Source organism: Rhizobium sp. 1399, from assembly GCF_031455475.1.
GTDB lineage: Bacteria > Pseudomonadota > Alphaproteobacteria > Rhizobiales > Rhizobiaceae > Rhizobium.
On record NZ_JAVDSU010000002.1, the window covers coordinates 768,414 to 785,133 of the forward strand.

A 16,720-nucleotide genomic window follows, 5' to 3' on the forward strand; every position below is an offset into this window, starting at 1 on the left:
CCTTGCAGCTCCTCCTTCTCCATCTTGATGATGCGTTGGAGTTGCAGCCCGACTTCGTGCATTCCTGCCGGATGGCAGGGGCGCGCGAAGTCGAGGCCAAGGATAGCGGCCGCGCCATCAGGCTGTGGGGGCGCCGGCCGGACCTTGATACCGTCTGGCGCAACCTGGCGAAGGCACGGCCCTCAGCCGGTGAGGGAGCCCGCCTTTGTTTCATGGGATCGGGCGACTTCCACCATGTGACGGCTCTTCTTCTGTCGCAGGCTCTGGAAAATAGCCGCAAGGCCGTCACCGTTATCCATATCGACAATCACCCCGACTGGGTCCATTTCGACCCTGGCATGCATTGCGGTTCCTGGGTCAACAAAGCGCTCGAACAGCCACTGGTCAAAAAAGTGATAACCCTCGGGGTCTGCAGCCGCGATCTCAAGTCGCCGGAGCGCAAGGGGGCCAATCTCATGCCGCTATCCGATGGCCGCCTGGAACTCTATCCCTATCAGCATCCGCCGAGCAAAGTGAAACTGCACTACGGCTCCGGCCCGAGTTTCAGCCAGATCGACGGCGCCCTGCACTGGCAATCGATATCGGAACTCGGCGAGAGCAATTTCCTCGACCGGCTTCTTGGCCGCATCCAAACCGAAGCGGTCTATGTAACGATCGACAAGGACGCCCTCTCCGACGCCGATGCCGTGACCAATTGGGATCAGGGCTGCATGCGGCTACCCTACGTCCTTTGGCTGCTCAGCGAAATCGGTGAACGGTATCGCGTCATCGGAGCAGACGTGACCGGCGATTATTCGACGCCGCACTACGGCGGCGATCTTTACACGCGCGCGATGAAGAAAGCAGAGGTGCTGATCGATCAGCCTTTCCGCCGTCGCGACATGAAGGCCGTCCGCAACATCAACAGCGCGGCAAACCATGCACTGCTCGAAGTCCTGTCGGAGCTGATGGCATGACGACGGGACTGACAGGATCGACGTTCGCCATCATTGCTTTTTGCATTCTTGCCGAAACCGGCCGCGAGCTGTGTTTCAAGCATGGCGCAGCAAGCGTGCTGGTTGAGACCCTTCAGAAACCGGTCATCTGGCTCGGGATCGTTTTCTGGGCGGCCGAACTGGTTATGTGGACGCGCGTGCTGGAACAGGTGGCGTTGTCGGTGGCCTTTCCGCTGATGGCGCTGAGCTATGCGGCGATCGCTTTTGCAGGCGCCGCCATCTTCAAGGAAACCATCAATTTTCGCCACGCTCTCGGCATCGTCCTGGTGACGGCCGGCGTGGTCTGTATTGGAGCGACGGGACTATGAAAATCTTCGCGCACACGAAATGGGATATCGTGCCGGTGCTTGCCGCGACAGCGCATCTGGCATTCAACATCTATCTGATCGCCGGCTTCCAAAGCCGGCCGCTCTGGCTGTCGGCGGTGCTCGGTGCGGTCTATGCCGTGTCGATATCGTGGAACATCAACAGCATCTCGCACAACTTCATCCACACGCCGTATTTCAAGCCGAAGTGGATGAACTACGCATTCAGCCTGCTCGAATCCGTAACGATCGGCTTTTCGCAGGTCTATTATCACTGGGTGCATATGCGTCACCATTCCGGCAATAGCGACCGTCCCAACGAAAACGGCGAGACGGTCGACCTCCTGTCGATCTACAAGCATGGCAAGAACGGTGCGCCGGAAAATGTCTTCTCCTATACCTTTCTCAGCTTCTTCCGCGATGATGTCGGCGACATCCATCGAGCGATTGCGAAAAAAAGGCCGTTCGATGCGAGATGGGCGCGCATCGAGCTCGTCTCGTTCTTTGCCTTCGTCGTCCTCGCTCTTATCTACGACTGGAGAGCGGCGTTCTTTTTCCTGCCGTTTTACTATCTTGGCAACTGCCTGTCCTCCCTCAACGGCTATTACGAGCATCTGAACGGCGACCCCGATGTCCCCATCGCCTGGGGCGTCAGCAGCCATAACGGTTTCTACAACTGGCTCTGGTTCGGCAACGGCTATCACGCCGAACATCACTACCGCCCGAAGATGCACTGGACGAAGCTCAGGACCTTCCACGATCAGATCAAGCAGGAGCAGGAGGCGGCGGGCACGCATGTGATCAGCACTTGCCATGCTCTGGGTTTCATGGCGAAGGAGAACCGCCAGCAGGGAGAATTCCCGCATGTCGGCTGACGGTCTTTCCTTCTTTCTCGAGGGCACGAACGGCAAGGGCGTCATCCTCGTTCATGGGCTGACGGGGGCGCCGGCGGAAATGCGGCTTGTGGCGAGGCAATTCCATCGCCGCGGCTTCAGCGTCTACGCCCCGCTGCTGGCCGGCCACGGCGAAAACGAAGCGGCGCTCCGTCGCTCGCGCTGGGAAGACTGGCTCGGCAGCGTCGAAACGGCGGCTGGTTGGCTTTGCGAACGCAGCGATATGGTCTTTGCCGCCGGAATTTGCGTTGGCGGCAAGCTGGCGATGATGGCAGCCGATCGCCATCCCATGTCGATCCGTGCCGTCGCCGTCTATTCGCCCTGTTTCCATTACGATGGATGGGACGTGCCGCGCTATTATTCGCTGTTTTCTCCGCACATTCGCTGGATCTCGTTTATCCCATTCATCGACCGGCTGAATTTTCGCGAGACGGCTTCCCTCGGCATCAAGGACGAGCGCATGCGCCGAATGGTGGCCGGCATGACAGGCGAGGGCATGCTCGAAACCTTTCCCGGCCGCGGCCTGATCGAGATGCATGAGCTTGGCCGGACGCTGAAAGCGCGGCTTCCCGACATCAGGACACCGACCCTGATCCTCCATTCGCGCGAAGACGATCTCAGCGGACCCGCGCATGCCCAGTATATCGCCGCGCATATTGGCGGGCGCCGGGAGCTGCGCTGGCTCGACGACAGCTATCACATGATCCATCTCGATCGGCAGCACAGGCGTGTGGCTGACATGACAGCGGAATTCTTCGAGGCAGAATATGCAGCAGCAAGCGCTTAAAGTGCGGTCACCTGAAGCGCAGGTCTCAAGCGATACGTCATCTGTGGCGGCGATGATCGTTCCGAGCATTCGAATACTCGACCGCGATGACTGGAACGCCTGCTTCCCCGGTGAGGTCGAGACCTATGACTATTTGCTCGCGGTCGAGGAAGCCGGTATCGAGGGTTTTGAGTGGCGCTATGCGGTCGTGCGCGAAGACGACGAGATTGTTGCCGCCATGCCGGCATTCCTTTGCAGCTATGCCCTTGAGACGACGCTGGAGGCCGGGCGTTTCCGCAGGGTGGTGGAAAGCATTCGCCGCATCTTCAGCGGCTTTCTGACGCTGCGCCTCGCCTGTCTTGGCTCACCTTGCACGGAGACGGCTTCCATCGGCTTTCATCCTGATATCGCGCAGTCTCGCCGGCCGGCGCTTTTTACCGAACTCCTCGACGCTTTCGAGGCGCATGCGCGCATGGAAGGTTGCTCGCTGACGGCGCTGAAGGATCTGTCCTACCCCATTCCGTCAGGCGTCGAACCGGTCTTGTCGACGAGAGGTTACGCCGAGATCGGCGGACTGCCGACAGCATGGATGAACATCGGGTTCGGTACGATCGACGCCTATTTTGCCACTCTGTCCACGGCAACCCGCAAGGATATGCGTCGGAAACTGCGGAGCCGGCAGGAGGTTCGGGTCGAATACCGCACGGAATTCGGTGATCTCCTGCCGCGCGTCATGCAGCTCTATCGTGAGACGCGCGAGCGGAGCGGATTACAGTTCGAAGAGCTGACGCCGGCCTATTTCGAAGGGGTGCTGAAAGGCATGCCTGGCCGATCTTTCTGCGCAATGTATTTTGTGGGCGACGAACTGCTTGCTGCCAATCTGCTGATCCACGACGAGGACAGGTTGGTCGACAAGTTCTTCTGTATGGACGGTCAGAAGGGCAGATCCTACAATCTCTATTATCTCAGTTGGTGCGCCAATATCGAATATTGCCTGAGCCATGGCATGGGCCGCTATCAGAGCGGGCAGGCCTACTATCGCAACAAGGTTCGGCTTGGAAGCTGCTTGACGGCAAATGCGATGTATTTCCGCCATTCCAATTCGCTGCTGCAATTCATCCTCAAGACGATCTCGCCGCTTTTTGCCGCAGACGATGGTGGCGAGGTGCAAGGATGAGAACGATGCGGCCGATCTGGCTGATGGTGCCGCTCCTGAACACGGCGCAACAGATATTGCTGAAGCAGAGCGCGGTCGATGCGGGCAGGGCGGGCGGAGCTTGGCTGGGCGATATTCTGTCGTCACACTGGTTCCTGGCGGCGATTGTCGCAGAGATCGTCTGCTTTGCCATCTGGATGAGCGTGCTCTCCGAGCTCGATCTCAGCAAAGCCTTCCCGCTCTCGGCCATCAGCTATGTTCTCATCATGGGCGTTGCCTGGCTCGCCTTTGGCGAGCCATTGCCGTTGCTTCGGCTTGCGGGCAGCCTCCTGATCTTGGTCGGTGTCTGGTTGATCGCAACGGCGTCGAGACCGGCCGGCTGAGCGGTTGAATTACGGATTTCAGAAGCTGACGTTGAAGGCCTTGGTGAGCGAGATGCCGATCACATTCTGGTTCTCGCTGCCGAGCTTCGATGTGATCGGGCTGTTGGCCGCATCTCCGGTCAGGCGATCGAAGCGATCATAAATCTGCAGCGTCCAGGTCGGGGTCACATTATAGGCGGCCGAAACCGTAAAGCCGATCGACTTCAGTCCGCCCTTTGCATCGAAGGCAGGTAGGGCGCCGTTCTGCAATGCTTCGCTCGACGAAATGCCGAAATAGGTCCGCATATACGCGCCGTTGCCGAACGAAGCACGAGGGCCTGCCGAGAGCAGCCATCTGTCGCCGAGCGGCTGGAACCAATCGGCGCCGATATCGACGACGAGACCGCTGCCATTCGATACGGCCTGGCGGATTTCGGAGCGGAATCGAAGCTGGTTCGGAATCGCCCAATATTGTGCAAAAATCCCGGCATCGACGTCCCAATCCACCGAGTGGATGCCTTTCAAGCGGTCATCATCGGACTGCGAACGGCTGTCGCGCAAGCCGACTACCGGACCCGCTTCGAAGCCGCCGAAGTCGATAAGGCCATAATCGATATTGTCGTCCGGCGCGCTGTGCTCATCCGGTTCGTCGAAACGCCTGATATCGAAAGAGGGCAAGGCGCTGAAGGCATCATGCTTCGAGCCCGGAAATTTCGGACCGTACTCGACACTCGCACCCAATGTCACGATCCAGGTGCCGGAATCGGGATGGTTGCGCGTGTCTGCGCTATCGGCGGCACGCGCCAGCGACGCGGTCAACAGCCCCCCCAAGGCGACAGAAAAAAGCGTAAGCCTCTTGGCTCTCATTCTCAACGAGATTGCTCTCCGGATAAAGCATCGCCCCTAGGCGCCACGATGCAGCCGAAAAATGGCCGGCAAGGCGAGGCTAGTCAATAGGTTATCTGCGCGAGGGCATGTCGGGGTCGTGATCCCTGCGCGACTATCGTTCCGTCGGTCGCCGCCGAGACGATGTTGACCCAGCCCATCGCGAAGTCGTAACCAATCTGACCGAATTGCAATTTCGAGTTCCTTTCCTGGCGATCAGCAGCGAGTGCCACTCTCAGGATAGGACAGCTTGGCGTCTCGGATTTCATCGGTCGGCGAAGAAATATTCCTTGTTTACCTCTCGGCAGCCGCTCAAGAGGCACGATCTCCCTCAGCCCAAGGGGTCGCCGAATCCCGCATAGGATCAAAGGCTCCGGGCCAACATGACTAAATGCAAAGCTGCAAGTTGCCAAATTGTGTGATTTTCGCATCACTTTCCATAAGGTTGTAAAAACCGGTTGGCAATGGCGAATTGGTTCGTTACAAAACGCTTACCGCTTTAGATCGAACATAGGGAGGCGTTGCATGAGACCAGCAATCATCGAAACCTTCCTGCGTGGAATGTCCCGACACTAGGTCATTTCCATTCGCGGCCTGCCTTGAGCGCGCGACACGCGGTTTGTCTCCCTTCATAGCCCGATTGATCTGACGGGATCATTTCGTCTCCCGCACGGGCTGTGCCCTTAAACTCTCGATTTTGAGGACCGGTTACCGAGATACGGGCCGGGCTGGTTAAAATGACTCGCAAGAAGCTCGATTTTCGCGCCGATGCCTATCGCCACGTGCTCGGCTTTGTTTTCCATCATTGGACCCATCGGCCGGCATTGGTCGGCGGCATCATCGTGCTGGTGATCTCAAGCACGCTGGCCGAAGTCATGGTGCCGGTGTTTTCCGGCCAGATCGTCGATGCCATTGCAGGCAGCGATGGGACTGACGGTGCCCTGCGCGCCTTTGTCATCGTCGTGGCACTCGGCCTGACCAGCGTGGCACTGCGCTGGTTCATCTTCAATGGCATTATCCGGCTGACGCTGCGCACCATGGCGGATGTGGTCAACAATGGCTTCCACAAGGTGCAGCGTTTCTCAACCGACTGGCACGCCAACAGCTTTGCCGGTTCCACGGTGCGCAAGATTACCCGGGGCATGTGGGCGCTCGACTCGCTCAACGACCTGCTCCTGGTCGCCCTGCTGCCGTCCATCGTCATGCTGGTCGGCGCCAGTATCGTGCTCGGAAGCTACTGGCCTATCATGGGCCTAGTCGTGAGCGCGGGATCGCTCATCTATATTGGTGTGACTGTGACGCTCTCCATGGGTTTTGTGTCGCCGGCGGCAAGGCTTGCCAATGCCTGGGACACCAAGCTTGGTGGTGCGCTGGCGGATGCCATCAGTTGCAACTCAGTGGTGAAAGCCTTCGGCGCCGAGAGCCGCGAAGAGACGCTACTGGCCCACGTGCTCGCCAAATGGGACAGACGCACGCGGCGAACATGGAAGCGCGGCACATTGAGCGGCACGATCCAGGGCTTCATGATGGTTTCCATGCAGGCCGGTATTTTGGGAACGGGCTTGGTTATGTGGCAGCGGGGGCTGGCGACAGCTGGGGACATTACCTTCGTGCTGGCAATGTTCTTCGTCCTGCAGGGCTATCTGCGCGATGTCGGCCAGCACATCCGCAATCTGCAGCGGGCCGTCAACGACATGGAAGAATTGGTGCTGCTCGACAAGATGCCGCTGGGCATCGAGGACAAACCGCACGCTGCGCCGATCAAGATCGGCAGGGGTGAGATTGTCTTCGAGCGAGTCACCTTCCAATACGGCGCTCATCCCAACCCGCTTTATGAGGATTTTTCGGTCACCATCAAGCCGGGCGAGCGCGTGGGACTAGTGGGACATTCGGGCTCGGGCAAAACGACCTTCGTCAAGCTCATCCAGCGTCTCTATGACGTGAAGTCGGGCTCGATCCGCATCGACGGGCAGGATATCGCCCAAGTCAAACAGTCAAGCCTGCGCGGCCAGATCGCCATCGTGCAGCAGGAGCCCATCCTGTTCCATCGCACATTGGCAGAAAACATCGCCTATGGTCGGCCGAACGCCTCACGGCGCGAAATCGAGCAGGCTGCGAAACAGGCCAATGCCCACGACTTCATCATAGACCTTCCCAAGGGTTATGAGACGTTGGTGGGGGAACGTGGCGTCAAGTTGTCGGGCGGGGAGCGGCAGCGTGTCGCCATTGCCCGGGCATTCCTGGCTGATGCGCCGCTGCTGATCCTGGACGAGGCGACCTCGAGCCTCGACAGCGAGAGCGAAGTACAGATCCAGCAGGCGATGGAACGTCTGATGGACGGTCGCACGACGCTTGTCATCGCGCACCGGCTGTCCACGGTGCGAGCGCTGGACCGGCTGCTGGTCTTCGACAAAGGAAAGATTGTTGAAGAGGGCGACCACCAGGCGCTCATCCGGTTCAATGAAGGCATCTATCGCCGGCTGTTCGAGCGGCAGGCGCTGGAGTTGACCAAGGGTTTGGTGGCCTCATGACCGCGGTGAGCAACCGTCGGAAACACGAAGCATTCATCTCGCTTGCGTCGATGATCCCGGCATAATCTGCCGGGGTCTGGTATCCGAGCGATGATGGTGCCGTCGAATATGAAGTCGCGACTTTTGGCGAGCGTGGCCTGAGGCCGGAACAAGGGTCGTGGGTAGGCGGCCCCCGCTCATCCACGGTGGATCGGGGTACGGGCGACGCCACTATGCCTGTTGCCTGGCGGCCACCCGGCAACAGGCTCAATCGCACAAAATCACGGCTGTGCGGATATAAGGGCGTTACACGTTCAAGGCGGCCGGCGACGTGGCAACGCAGGGATCTTCCACAGTCAGCGAGATGTCATCGAATGTCCTGCAGACGCCTGATCCTACTATTCTATGGACCAGATGGACCAGATGCATTCAAAGTTCTGACGTTCTACCAATTGCGAGAGGGAGGCCTTAAACGATGAAGCAGATCTACACGACCTTGGGACCAAAGCGCCGTGACGAACTCGGGATGATCCTCCCGCACGAGCATGTGTTCGTCGACCTTAGGACGCCGGACCAGCCTGGCTATGCCGAGGCGGAGACAGACGCCGTTGTAGCACTGATGGTCCCGCAGATTGAGGCGATCAAGAGACAAGGCATTACGCTGCTCGTCGAGTGTACGACGGGTGGCGTTGGAAGACGTGCTGACATAGATCTCGCTGTGTCGAAGGCAGCCGACTTTCCGATCGTCGTCCCGACCGGCAACTATCGCGAACCATGGATACCCGCTGGGGTAGCCGAGGCTAGTGAGAGTGATCTTGAACAATGGATGGTAAGTGAGCTTACAGAGGGAATCGAGGACACCGGTGTGCTGGCGGGATGGATCAAGCTCAGCGCCGGCGACGATGGGATTACGCCGCTCGAAGCCCGTATCCTCCGCGCCGCGGCAAGAGCATCCGTGCGGACCAATGCGGTAATCGGCTCGCATACGATCCGGGGAAGGGTTGTGATGGAGCAGTTGGACATCCTTCAGTCAGAGGGCTGCGCACCAGAACGCTTCATATCCATTCATACTCAGGAGGAAAGGGACTTCGGGCTTCACCGGGCATTGGTGGAGCGCGGTGCGTGGATCGAATACGACCATGTCGGAAGGGCCCCCGACGAGGAGCTGGTCGCAATGATAACGCGCGCCCTTGAAAACGGGCTGGGCGAGCAACTGCTCATAAGCCACGATCTCGGCTGGTATGATCCAGCGCAGCCCGGTGGTGGAACCCCGAGACCTTACACGCACCTTGTCGAGGGCCTTCTGCCGTTGCTCAAAGTCGCGGGTGTAGGCCAGGACACGGTCCGGCAACTCACCGAAGTCAATCCGTTCGAGGCATTTGCACGCTGAAGCAAGGCGCGATTCTCGCTTTTGGATGCCGCGGCGAGAGAGACGGCCGCGTGTCCCGTTGTGGATGAGAGCACGGGCAATCGCAATGACCGGATGGCGCTTTCCCGTTTCCCGTGCCGCCGGCGATCACGGACGTTACGGGTTGTGGTGAGAAGATGTGACAACATGTGAGCAAAATCCCTGAATTGTGGCAAGTGTTCGCCAATTTCGATGAACATATGCAGATGGCGGCTACACAGAGCCGCTTTATAGGAAAACTACCATGTCTATGCTTCGTAAGATCGCCGCAACGGGTCTAATCTCTCTGACCCTCGCCGTTGGCTCCATCGCAACAGTAACGCCCGCACTGGCTCACAACGGGGGAGGAGGTCATGGAGGGGGAGGCCACGCGGAAGGGGGGCACATGGGAGGATTTGGTATGGGCCATTTCGACAGGGAGGGAAACCGCGGTGCGTTTTTTGCCCATGACCGCTTCGATGGACGGTTCAGGGACCGCAGTCCTATCTTCCTGGGTAGCAACGATGACTATGATCGCTGCTATTGGCAATGGAACGATGAGCACTCCGGGCATCCAGTCAGAACCGAGGTATGCTACTAGTCGATGCGAAACATAAGGTCTTTCTGACGAGACGGTGACTGGCACGAACCAAAACCAGCAGTCGACCGAACTTGACCTTCTGGTTCAAACGCCGCCGCCGCAGCTTCTTCGTGCAACGCTGCGGCACGGCGCTCGCTAGAGTTTAGGCCAAGGTACCGCGTGTCCAAAGGTACCGCGTGTAATGCAAGCGACGCTTCGATGACTTGAAGATCTCGACGTCCTTCAAGCTCGCATTGTTAGCGACGTGTGCGTCCACAGCTCCCCAAACTCAATCCATTTGCCTGGCGCGGTTCGAGTACGGCTGCGCTTTTCAAGCGATATAAGGTCCAATCAATGCGAAATACCCTCAGCTCCGGACATCATGTCATCGATATCGACGGAATTCAGCAAAGCTTTTATGTCACGGGCCAAGGGCCGGTTATAGTAGTTCATCCCGGCGGCCCAGGGATCCACTGGCAATATCTTCGCATGGGTTTTTTGGAGCGTCATTTTACCATGCTGTACCTGGAACCAATCGGTACAGGTGGTTCAGGCCGGTTAGCGGAGCACCCCCATGGCTATACCGTCGAACGCTTCGCAAAACAGCTTGGCAGGTTCCTCGAGACACTCGACCTGTCCGAAGTCGTTCTTCTTGGTCATTCCCACGGAGGGTTCGTCATCCAGCAACATACGATCGACCACCCGGATCGCGTATCGGCAATGATCTTGTACTCGTCATCGGCTGTGACGGGCAGTGACTTCATGGCGGCGGCGGCAAACGGCGTTGAGAGCTTTGCCGATCGTTACCCGGTTGAGGGGCCGGCGGTACTGCGAGCCTGGCAGTCGGTTCCGAACATGTCGAGCGACGACGACTATACGAAGATCATGCGCGACCTGCTTCCCGTTTACTTTGCCGATGGTGTTCGTGAGAAGCTTGATCTTGAAGCGTTGCGCTCACGGATAAAGGCGACAATTCTCATAGGTAACAACGAGCCGTTCGATGTTCGAAAGAAACTTCAGGGCCTTTCCGTGCCGGTGCTTGTTCTCGTCGGCGATCACGATTTCATATGCGGTCCGAAACGGGGAAAAAACCTGCATGACAGCTGCTCGAACTCGGAGCTGGTACATTTCGCCCAAAGCGGCCATTTCGCGCACTTGGAACAGCCGGAAGAATTTTTAAGCGCAGTCCTCGCATTTTTTGAAGCTCATAAGCTGGTCTCACGATGAAGTCGTCCCTAATCTGCCCTCCCAGCGGGAGAAGATTCATTCAAAAGTAGTTCTCGGAGATTATAGGCATCGGCAGCCTTGGTTGTTTTTCGGTTTGACGATGGATCTTGCTACAGTTCTTCTTCTTCACAAGTGCTCGTTCATAGTCGGCGCGATCTGCTTTTTTTACGTTAGGTGGCGCTCCAGGGAGCCAGGCCTCGATTTTCTGGCAATCGGCGAAGGCCTTCTTGCTTTTGCATCCACGCTCGCCGGAGTGGGAGAGCAGGGCATATTGCCCTATGAGGTGTGGACTTTTGGAAGCTTTTCCGTCGGCGTCATAGGTTATGCGCTGATGGCGATGGGATTTGTCCAGTTGAGCGGCCGCCGGCGAAAGAGTACGGATTGCTTTCTGCTCGTTGTGGCCCTGACCTTGTCGGTCGCTGTTGGCTTTATGCATTGGTACGCCGAAAACCAAATGCGCGCTGCAATATTCAATGCGAACACCGCGGTTTTCCTTGGGGTCTCCTGCGCTGTCATCTTAAGGGATTTTTTCCTCGACCGCTTGCCCGCGAGATGGGGTCTGCTTGCATCGCTCGCGGCAGCGATGAGCTTTTCGACACTGGTCGCTGTCGGAATGATCTTTCCGCAGTATGGGCCGGTCGAACCCCGCTATGCCTTTTTCATGCTTATCATTTGCCATTTCTCTGTCGCGCTCTTCGTGGTTGTCCTGGTCCAGGAACGAGCGGAAGCTCAGCTCAAACGTCTGGCATACACCGATGCACTGACGGGAATCCCAAATCGGCAGCACTTCCTGGCATCCCTTCCGAGAGAGCTCAGGGGAGGTGACGCCTTCATCATGATAGACATCGACCACTTCAAGAGTGTCAACGACCGCTACGGCCATGAAACTGGCGATGTGGTTCTTGTCGGCGTAGCACAAGCCATAGCCACGGCCGCTGGACGCAAGATCACGCTCGGCCGTCTTGGTGGCGAGGAGTTCGCGCTGTTTCTGCGTGATCAAACCGAAGAAACTGCTGTTGCAAAGGCGGATCAAATCCGCAGGACGGTCAATACTTTGGCATTCGCATCTGGTGCGGAGACGATAGTGCCGAGTGTGAGCGCGGGCGTTGCCGTTTGGAGAGGCGATTGCAATGCACAGAAGCTGCGGGATCAGGCAGACCAGGCACTCTACCTTGCGAAGCGAGGCGGCCGTAACCGAGTAGAGCTATATGCAAACCCACAAAACATGGAAGAACTCTCTTCAAGCGCGACGGCAACGACCGTAACCCAGCATTCGAGCGGACCCGAACATCCCCTGGGGGAGCTTGCCGCTTAGCTGCAATTATCAGGTAGCCGGCTCTGTTGGCGTCGCTCCCATATCCCTGCCCAGCCATCTCACCTGCAGTGGCTGTTCGCCTCTTGCAAACTCCTCCTCACGAAAGGAGGGGGAGGCGGTTGTTTTTCGGAGCTGGGCCAAGCTTGGACCGCTCCAACCGGTGTGGCCGCGCCCATTCGCGCCGCGCTTCCTCGGAAAGCACGAGACCATGACCCAAGCGGTCTGGTGCGTAGGCGAAGCCGTCGCGGATCTCGATCGGCGTCTCGACCAGGTGGTCAAAGTTCTGGAAGGAATATTCCAGCCATTCGACCTCCGGCAGTGCGACAGCCATGTGCACACCGATCTCCAGGAAAGTATTGCCGAGGCTGACCGGCACGCCCAGTTCGGCGGCCAGCCAGCCGATCCGCATAACGTCCGTCACCTGGCCGTGAACGTTCAGAATGTCGGTGCCGTGATGGTCGAGCAGGATCCTCTTGCCGGACAGGTCGAGATATTCCCCGCTGTTAATCTGCGTCCAGTTGACGGCGTGACGCAGGGTTTGCAAACCCTCGAAATCGTGGCGCAAGATGGGATCTTCCACCCAGAGGAGATTGTGTCCTGCATCGCGTATTGCCGTCAGCTTGACCAGGGCTTCCTTGGAACTCCAGGCTTCGTTCGGATCGATCATGATCTGCGATCCCTCCGGCACGACCTTCTTCAAGAGTTCGAGGCGGCGAAGGTCGCGGGCAAAATCGGGATGGCCAACCTTAATCTTGAAGGCCGTGTAGCCGACGCTTGCAGCATGCGCGAACAGTGCGCTGAAGGCGTCGTCGCTCAGATGGAAATCAAGGCCGCTCGCATAGGCGCCGACGCGGTTGCGTCGGCTTCCAAGAAGACGGTGCAAGGGCATGCCCGCCTGCTTGGCGACCAGATCCCAGAGAGCCACCTGCAGCGCTTCATGGAACGGCAGGGAATAGGCGCGCTGGTTGCCACCGCGCGGCCTGTTCACGCGATGAACCAGTCCGATCGCCTTTTCTCCCTTGATCGTCGGCCAGACCTCGCTCTCAAAAACAGCCTCGATCTCCGCCTGATCCGGCAGAGGATAAAAAAGGGTCTGGATGAATCCGAGCCCCACCTCGCCTGTGTCCGAGATCAGTTCGAGTGCTGCGACGTTGGTCTCGTCGGCGCGAACCTGGCTGTCGCCGATTACGCGGTCGCGAGCAAACTGAAATCGGGTTATACGGAAGTGGGAGAGAGACATCGTAGCGCTCACTGATCGTTTAAAATGTTGACCTGATCGATCAGAAAGGTGATATCGGACCTATGAAGAAACTGCAAGAGCTGCATGTCGCGAAGTCGGCGATCGGGGATGCTGCAGCAATGCGCCTCAGCGACATAGCCTATGAGCGCATCCTGGAAAGCCTGTTCGAGCGGAAGGTGCCTGTGGGTGCCTTCATCTCGCAGAACGAGCTGTCGGCAATCGTTGATGTTCCCGTGGCACCCTTGCGCGACGCGCTGCGGGTGCTGGAAGCGGAGGGCATTCTGACCATCCATCCTCGCTCGGGCATCCAGTTCGTCCGGCCGGGCATGGAGCTTACGCGCTCCACCTATCAGTTCCGCTCGATCGTCGAGCGCGCGGCTATTCGGGTGTTTGCCGAGGAGGGCGACGAGCATCTGATGAATGCCCTGGAAGTCAGGCATTCCAGGCTTATTCGCCAGCTTGAGCGCAACGGCATAGGGCCGGAACAGCTTCTGGAGACGGACGCGCTCGAACTGGAGTTGCACGGCGAGATCATCAAGGCCCTGCGCAATCCGCTGATCGACAGTGCTTACAAGCGCATGCACAATTATCTGCGTCTTCTGCGGCTCGAGCGAAAGGTCACGACGCCGATCCTTGTGCGCACGTTGAAGGAGCACCTCGATATCCTCGAAGCATGCAGCACGAGGGACGCGGATGCTGCCGAAAAGGCCCTGATTGCGCACTTCCAGGCTGCCGTACAACGCAATCTCGGTCTCGTCTGAGCGTTTCCACATTCGCTGTCTTCGAGCGAGTGTGTTGCGGGATTTCCAAAACGATGATATTGCCATCTGATCGATCAGATTGATGGTCTGATATCTCGGGAGGAGATGGTAGTGCAACTAAGCAAGCGTGAATTCCTGATAGCCTCGGCAGCTCTGAGCCTGGCGGCCAGCCTTCGCAGCGCCAACGCCGCCACCGCCATCAACTACTGGCACCATTTCGCCAGCCAGTCGGAGATGGCCGGACTCGCAAAGATCATCCAGCTTTTCGCAGCAGCAAATTTGGATGTGACGGTGACGCAGGAGGGCATCCCCAACTCCGAATATATGGCGAAGGTTTCGTCGGCGGTCGTTGCCGGAGGGCGCCCCGACACCGGCATGGTAATCGCCGAGCGTTTTGCTGACCTGACGGCGATGGGAGCGTTGGTTGACATCAGCGCGCGCGTCAACAATTGGGCCGGCAAGGCGAACTTGCCTGACAACCGCTGGACGGGAATGTCGCAGGATGGTGCCATCTACGCAGTTCCCGCCTACGCCTTTGTCGACTGGATGTACTACAGAAAGGACTATTTCGAGGAAGCTGGGCTTTCCGCTCCTCCCAAGACTTTCGAGGAATTCCTGGTCGCTTGCCGAAAGCTGACAGATCCCTCCAAGAACCGCTATGCATTCGGGATGCGCGGCGGCGCCGGGGCTTTCAAATACGTCATCGACGTGATGGAAGCGTTCGGCTCGCCGCTCGTCAAGGATGGCCAGGCCGCCATCGACAAGCCGGCCGCCGTCGAGGCGATCACCTTCTACGCCGATCTCTTCCGCAAGGAGAAAGTGGTTCCGCCCAGCGCGCCGAACGATAGCTACCGGCAGATCATGGAGGGCTTCAGGACCGGTCAGACGGCGATGGTCTGGCACCATACCGGTTCGCTCATCGAGATCTCTGCAGCGCTCAAACAAGGCGAGCAGTTTTCCACCGCACCGATGCCTGCGGGTCCGAAGGCGCATATTGCCCGCGTCGCCTACGCCGGCAACGGGATCTTCAAGGAAGACAATGTCGAAGCCGCGTGGAAGTGGATCAGCTTTTGGGGCGAGACCGATGCGGCCATAGCGCTTCTTGAGGCAACGGGATATTTCCCGGCCTCCACGGCAGCATTGAAGGACGAGCGCATCACGGGTAACCCGATCTACAACGCGGCAACGCAGACGTTGGAGTTCGGGCGCCTGCCCAACAGTTTCGTTGGTGCCGCCGGTTGGTCGGAGAACGTCGTCAATCCGACCTTCCAGGCAGTCCTCACCGGTCAGTTGACGCCGGAGCAGGCCGTGGACCGCATCATCGAAGGCCTTGAAGCCGCCCTTCGCTAACCTCGTTCAGGCGCAATGTCCCCGTAGGGGGCACGCGCCTTAATCAAGGACGGCGCATCGCCGACATCCAATGACATCAGCCTCACGCCGCCAACCGCTTCGCCGCCTCGGCGAACTCTCGGAAACACGCTCCTGGGTCTATCTTCTCCTGTTGCCGAGCCTCCTTCTGCTACTCCTCGTCGTCGCCTATCCGACGATCTATGGATTCGTCATCAGTGCGCGGGAAATGCGGCTCACCCGGCCAGGCCTCAACGGCTGGGTGGGGATGAAGCACTACGTGGCGATGATGTCCGATCGCGTGTTCTGGATCTCGTTGAAGAACACTGCGATATGGGTGATGGCGGCGATCGCCGTCGAGATGACGCTCGGCTTCATCGCTGCCGTTGCGCTGAACCGAAATCTGCCGGGGACGAAGATCTTCGGCGTTTTGATCCTGCTGCCCTATTTCCTTCCGAATGTCGTGGCCGGACACATGTGGGCCTTGCTTCTCGACCCGCGACTTGGCGTCATCAATGACATCCTCGTCCAGATAGGCGTGCTCAATACCTACAAGGCATGGTTCGCCGACCCGAGTACCGCGCTTGCGGCCACGATCCTCGTCGAAGCCTGGCACGGTTTTCCGTTCTTTGCTCTGCTGTTTCTCGCTGGTCTTAAGGGGATTCCCGAGGACCTTTACAAGGCTGCTGCGGTAGACGGCGCCGGATCCTTTACGAAATTCCGGTTGATCACGGTGCCGATGCTGAAAACGGTGATTGCCGCTGCAGTCATTCTGCGCGTCATCAGCCTTGTCAATTCTCCCGATCTTCTGCTGGTCCTGACGGGCGGCGGCCCCGGAAACGCGACCCAAGTGCTGTCACTCTATGCTTTTCAGACCGCCCATCGGGATTTCAATTTTGGCTATGCCGGCGCTCTGTCGGTCGTGATGTTCCTGATCCTGATGATCTTTGCGACGATCTACATCCGCCTGTCGCGCATAACGAAAGAATGA

15 protein-coding genes are annotated in these 16,720 nt (G+C 58.5%); 13 read left to right on the forward strand and 2 right to left on the reverse strand.

The features are described from left to right. Positions 1-2: 2 nt before the first annotated feature. From J2X71_RS09665 to J2X71_RS09690, 6 genes are read left to right on the forward strand one after another with little or no spacing between them, the layout of a single operon-like run. Entirely contained in the window at positions 3-956 is a 954-nt protein-coding gene (locus tag J2X71_RS09665; RefSeq protein ID WP_310381653.1) for an arginase family protein, read from the forward strand. Next, on the forward strand, positions 953-1,303 hold the full coding sequence (locus tag J2X71_RS09670; protein ID WP_310381655.1) for a permease: 351 nt from the start codon (positions 953-955) through the stop codon (positions 1,301-1,303). Before J2X71_RS09665 ends, J2X71_RS09670 begins: the two co-directional genes overlap by 4 nt. Further along, a complete protein-coding gene (locus J2X71_RS09675) occupies positions 1,300-2,175 on the forward strand; it encodes a fatty acid desaturase (RefSeq protein ID WP_310381657.1) in 876 nt (291 codons plus the stop codon). Before J2X71_RS09670 ends, J2X71_RS09675 begins: the two co-directional genes overlap by 4 nt. After that, a complete protein-coding gene (locus J2X71_RS09680; RefSeq protein WP_310381659.1) occupies positions 2,165-2,980 on the forward strand; it encodes an alpha/beta fold hydrolase in 816 nt (271 codons plus the stop codon). Before J2X71_RS09675 ends, J2X71_RS09680 begins: the two co-directional genes overlap by 11 nt. After that, positions 2,961-4,136, forward strand: coding sequence for a GNAT family N-acetyltransferase (locus J2X71_RS09685; protein ID WP_310381661.1), 1,176 nt, complete (start codon positions 2,961-2,963; stop codon positions 4,134-4,136). The genes J2X71_RS09680 and J2X71_RS09685 overlap by 20 nt, the downstream gene beginning before the upstream one ends. Before the next feature lie 5 nt (positions 4,137-4,141). Next, the gene (locus J2X71_RS09690) at positions 4,142-4,498 is read left to right on the forward strand and encodes an EamA family transporter (RefSeq protein ID WP_310381662.1); all 357 of its coding nucleotides are present in this window, start codon (positions 4,142-4,144) and stop codon (positions 4,496-4,498) included. An 18-nt stretch (positions 4,499-4,516) separates the two neighbouring features. On the opposite strand, the gene J2X71_RS09695 is transcribed toward J2X71_RS09690, so the two are convergent. Then, positions 4,517-5,344 carry a MipA/OmpV family protein gene (locus J2X71_RS09695; protein ID WP_405049704.1) on the reverse strand — a complete coding sequence of 276 codons (828 nt, stop codon included), beginning with the start codon at positions 5,342-5,344 and terminating at the stop codon, positions 4,517-4,519. A 755-nt stretch (positions 5,345-6,099) separates the two neighbouring features. Here J2X71_RS09695 and J2X71_RS09700 point away from each other — a divergent pair. From J2X71_RS09700 to J2X71_RS09715, 4 genes are all read left to right on the forward strand, one after another. Beyond that, positions 6,100-7,893 (forward strand): ABC transporter ATP-binding protein, encoded by a 1,794-nt coding sequence (locus J2X71_RS09700; protein WP_310381666.1) that lies wholly within the window; start codon positions 6,100-6,102, stop codon positions 7,891-7,893. A 454-nt stretch (positions 7,894-8,347) separates the two neighbouring features. Further along, the gene (locus J2X71_RS09705; protein ID WP_310381669.1) at positions 8,348-9,262 is read left to right on the forward strand and encodes an esterase; all 915 of its coding nucleotides are present in this window, start codon (positions 8,348-8,350) and stop codon (positions 9,260-9,262) included. Positions 9,263-10,193: 931 nt separating this feature from the next. Beyond that, on the forward strand, positions 10,194-11,066 hold the full coding sequence (locus J2X71_RS09710) for an alpha/beta hydrolase (RefSeq protein WP_310381671.1): 873 nt from the start codon (positions 10,194-10,196) through the stop codon (positions 11,064-11,066). A gap of 100 nt (positions 11,067-11,166) precedes the next feature. Beyond that, the gene (locus J2X71_RS09715) at positions 11,167-12,381 is read left to right on the forward strand and encodes a GGDEF domain-containing protein (RefSeq protein WP_310381672.1); all 1,215 of its coding nucleotides are present in this window, start codon (positions 11,167-11,169) and stop codon (positions 12,379-12,381) included. A 97-nt stretch (positions 12,382-12,478) separates the two neighbouring features. On the opposite strand, the gene J2X71_RS09720 is transcribed toward J2X71_RS09715, so the two are convergent. Then, complete coding sequence (locus J2X71_RS09720; RefSeq protein WP_310381675.1) at positions 12,479-13,621, reverse strand: mandelate racemase/muconate lactonizing enzyme family protein; 1,143 nt, start codon at positions 13,619-13,621, stop codon at positions 12,479-12,481. 62 nt (positions 13,622-13,683) lie between these two features. On the opposite strand from J2X71_RS09720, the gene J2X71_RS09725 reads away from it, so the two are divergent. The 3 genes from J2X71_RS09725 to J2X71_RS09735 all read left to right on the forward strand — a co-directional run bounded on the left by J2X71_RS09725 (position 13,684) and on the right by J2X71_RS09735 (position 16,720). Beyond that, positions 13,684-14,382, forward strand: a complete 699-nt coding sequence (locus J2X71_RS09725) for a GntR family transcriptional regulator (RefSeq protein WP_310381676.1) — start codon at positions 13,684-13,686, stop codon at positions 14,380-14,382. Between the two features lie 105 nt (positions 14,383-14,487). Next, positions 14,488-15,732 carry a sugar ABC transporter substrate-binding protein gene (locus J2X71_RS09730; RefSeq protein WP_310381678.1) on the forward strand — a complete coding sequence of 415 codons (1,245 nt, stop codon included), beginning with the start codon at positions 14,488-14,490 and terminating at the stop codon, positions 15,730-15,732. A 70-nt stretch (positions 15,733-15,802) separates the two neighbouring features. Next, positions 15,803-16,720 (forward strand): sugar ABC transporter permease, encoded by a 918-nt coding sequence (locus J2X71_RS09735; RefSeq protein ID WP_310381681.1) that lies wholly within the window; start codon positions 15,803-15,805, stop codon positions 16,718-16,720.

Excerpts from the sequence above, each read along its gene's own strand:
- J2X71_RS09680 (WP_310381659.1), top strand. The coding sequence starts at position 2,165 with ATGTCGGCTGACGGTCTTTCCTTCTTTCTCGAGGGCACGAACGGCAAG.
- J2X71_RS09725 (WP_310381676.1), top strand. The coding sequence starts at position 13,684 with ATGAAGAAACTGCAAGAGCTGCATGTCGCGAAGTCGGCGATCGGGGAT.
- J2X71_RS09730 (WP_310381678.1), top strand. The coding sequence starts at position 14,488 with ATGGTAGTGCAACTAAGCAAGCGTGAATTCCTGATAGCCTCGGCAGCT.
- J2X71_RS09735 (WP_310381681.1), top strand. The coding sequence starts at position 15,803 with ATGACATCAGCCTCACGCCGCCAACCGCTTCGCCGCCTCGGCGAACTC.
- J2X71_RS09720 (WP_310381675.1), bottom strand. The coding sequence starts at position 13,621 with ATGTCTCTCTCCCACTTCCGTATAACCCGATTTCAGTTTGCTCGCGAC.
- J2X71_RS09695 (WP_405049704.1), bottom strand. The coding sequence starts at position 5,344 with ATGAGAGCCAAGAGGCTTACGCTTTTTTCTGTCGCCTTGGGGGGGCTG.
- J2X71_RS09705 (WP_310381669.1), top strand. The coding sequence starts at position 8,348 with ATGAAGCAGATCTACACGACCTTGGGACCAAAGCGCCGTGACGAACTC.
- J2X71_RS09690 (WP_310381662.1), top strand. The coding sequence starts at position 4,142 with ATGCGGCCGATCTGGCTGATGGTGCCGCTCCTGAACACGGCGCAACAG.
- J2X71_RS09685 (WP_310381661.1), top strand. The coding sequence starts at position 2,961 with ATGCAGCAGCAAGCGCTTAAAGTGCGGTCACCTGAAGCGCAGGTCTCA.
- J2X71_RS09710 (WP_310381671.1), top strand. The coding sequence starts at position 10,194 with ATGCGAAATACCCTCAGCTCCGGACATCATGTCATCGATATCGACGGA.
- J2X71_RS09715 (WP_310381672.1), top strand. The coding sequence starts at position 11,167 with ATGGATCTTGCTACAGTTCTTCTTCTTCACAAGTGCTCGTTCATAGTC.
- J2X71_RS09670 (WP_310381655.1), top strand. The coding sequence starts at position 953 with ATGACGACGGGACTGACAGGATCGACGTTCGCCATCATTGCTTTTTGC.
- J2X71_RS09675 (WP_310381657.1), top strand. The coding sequence starts at position 1,300 with ATGAAAATCTTCGCGCACACGAAATGGGATATCGTGCCGGTGCTTGCC.
- J2X71_RS09700 (WP_310381666.1), top strand. The coding sequence starts at position 6,100 with ATGACTCGCAAGAAGCTCGATTTTCGCGCCGATGCCTATCGCCACGTG.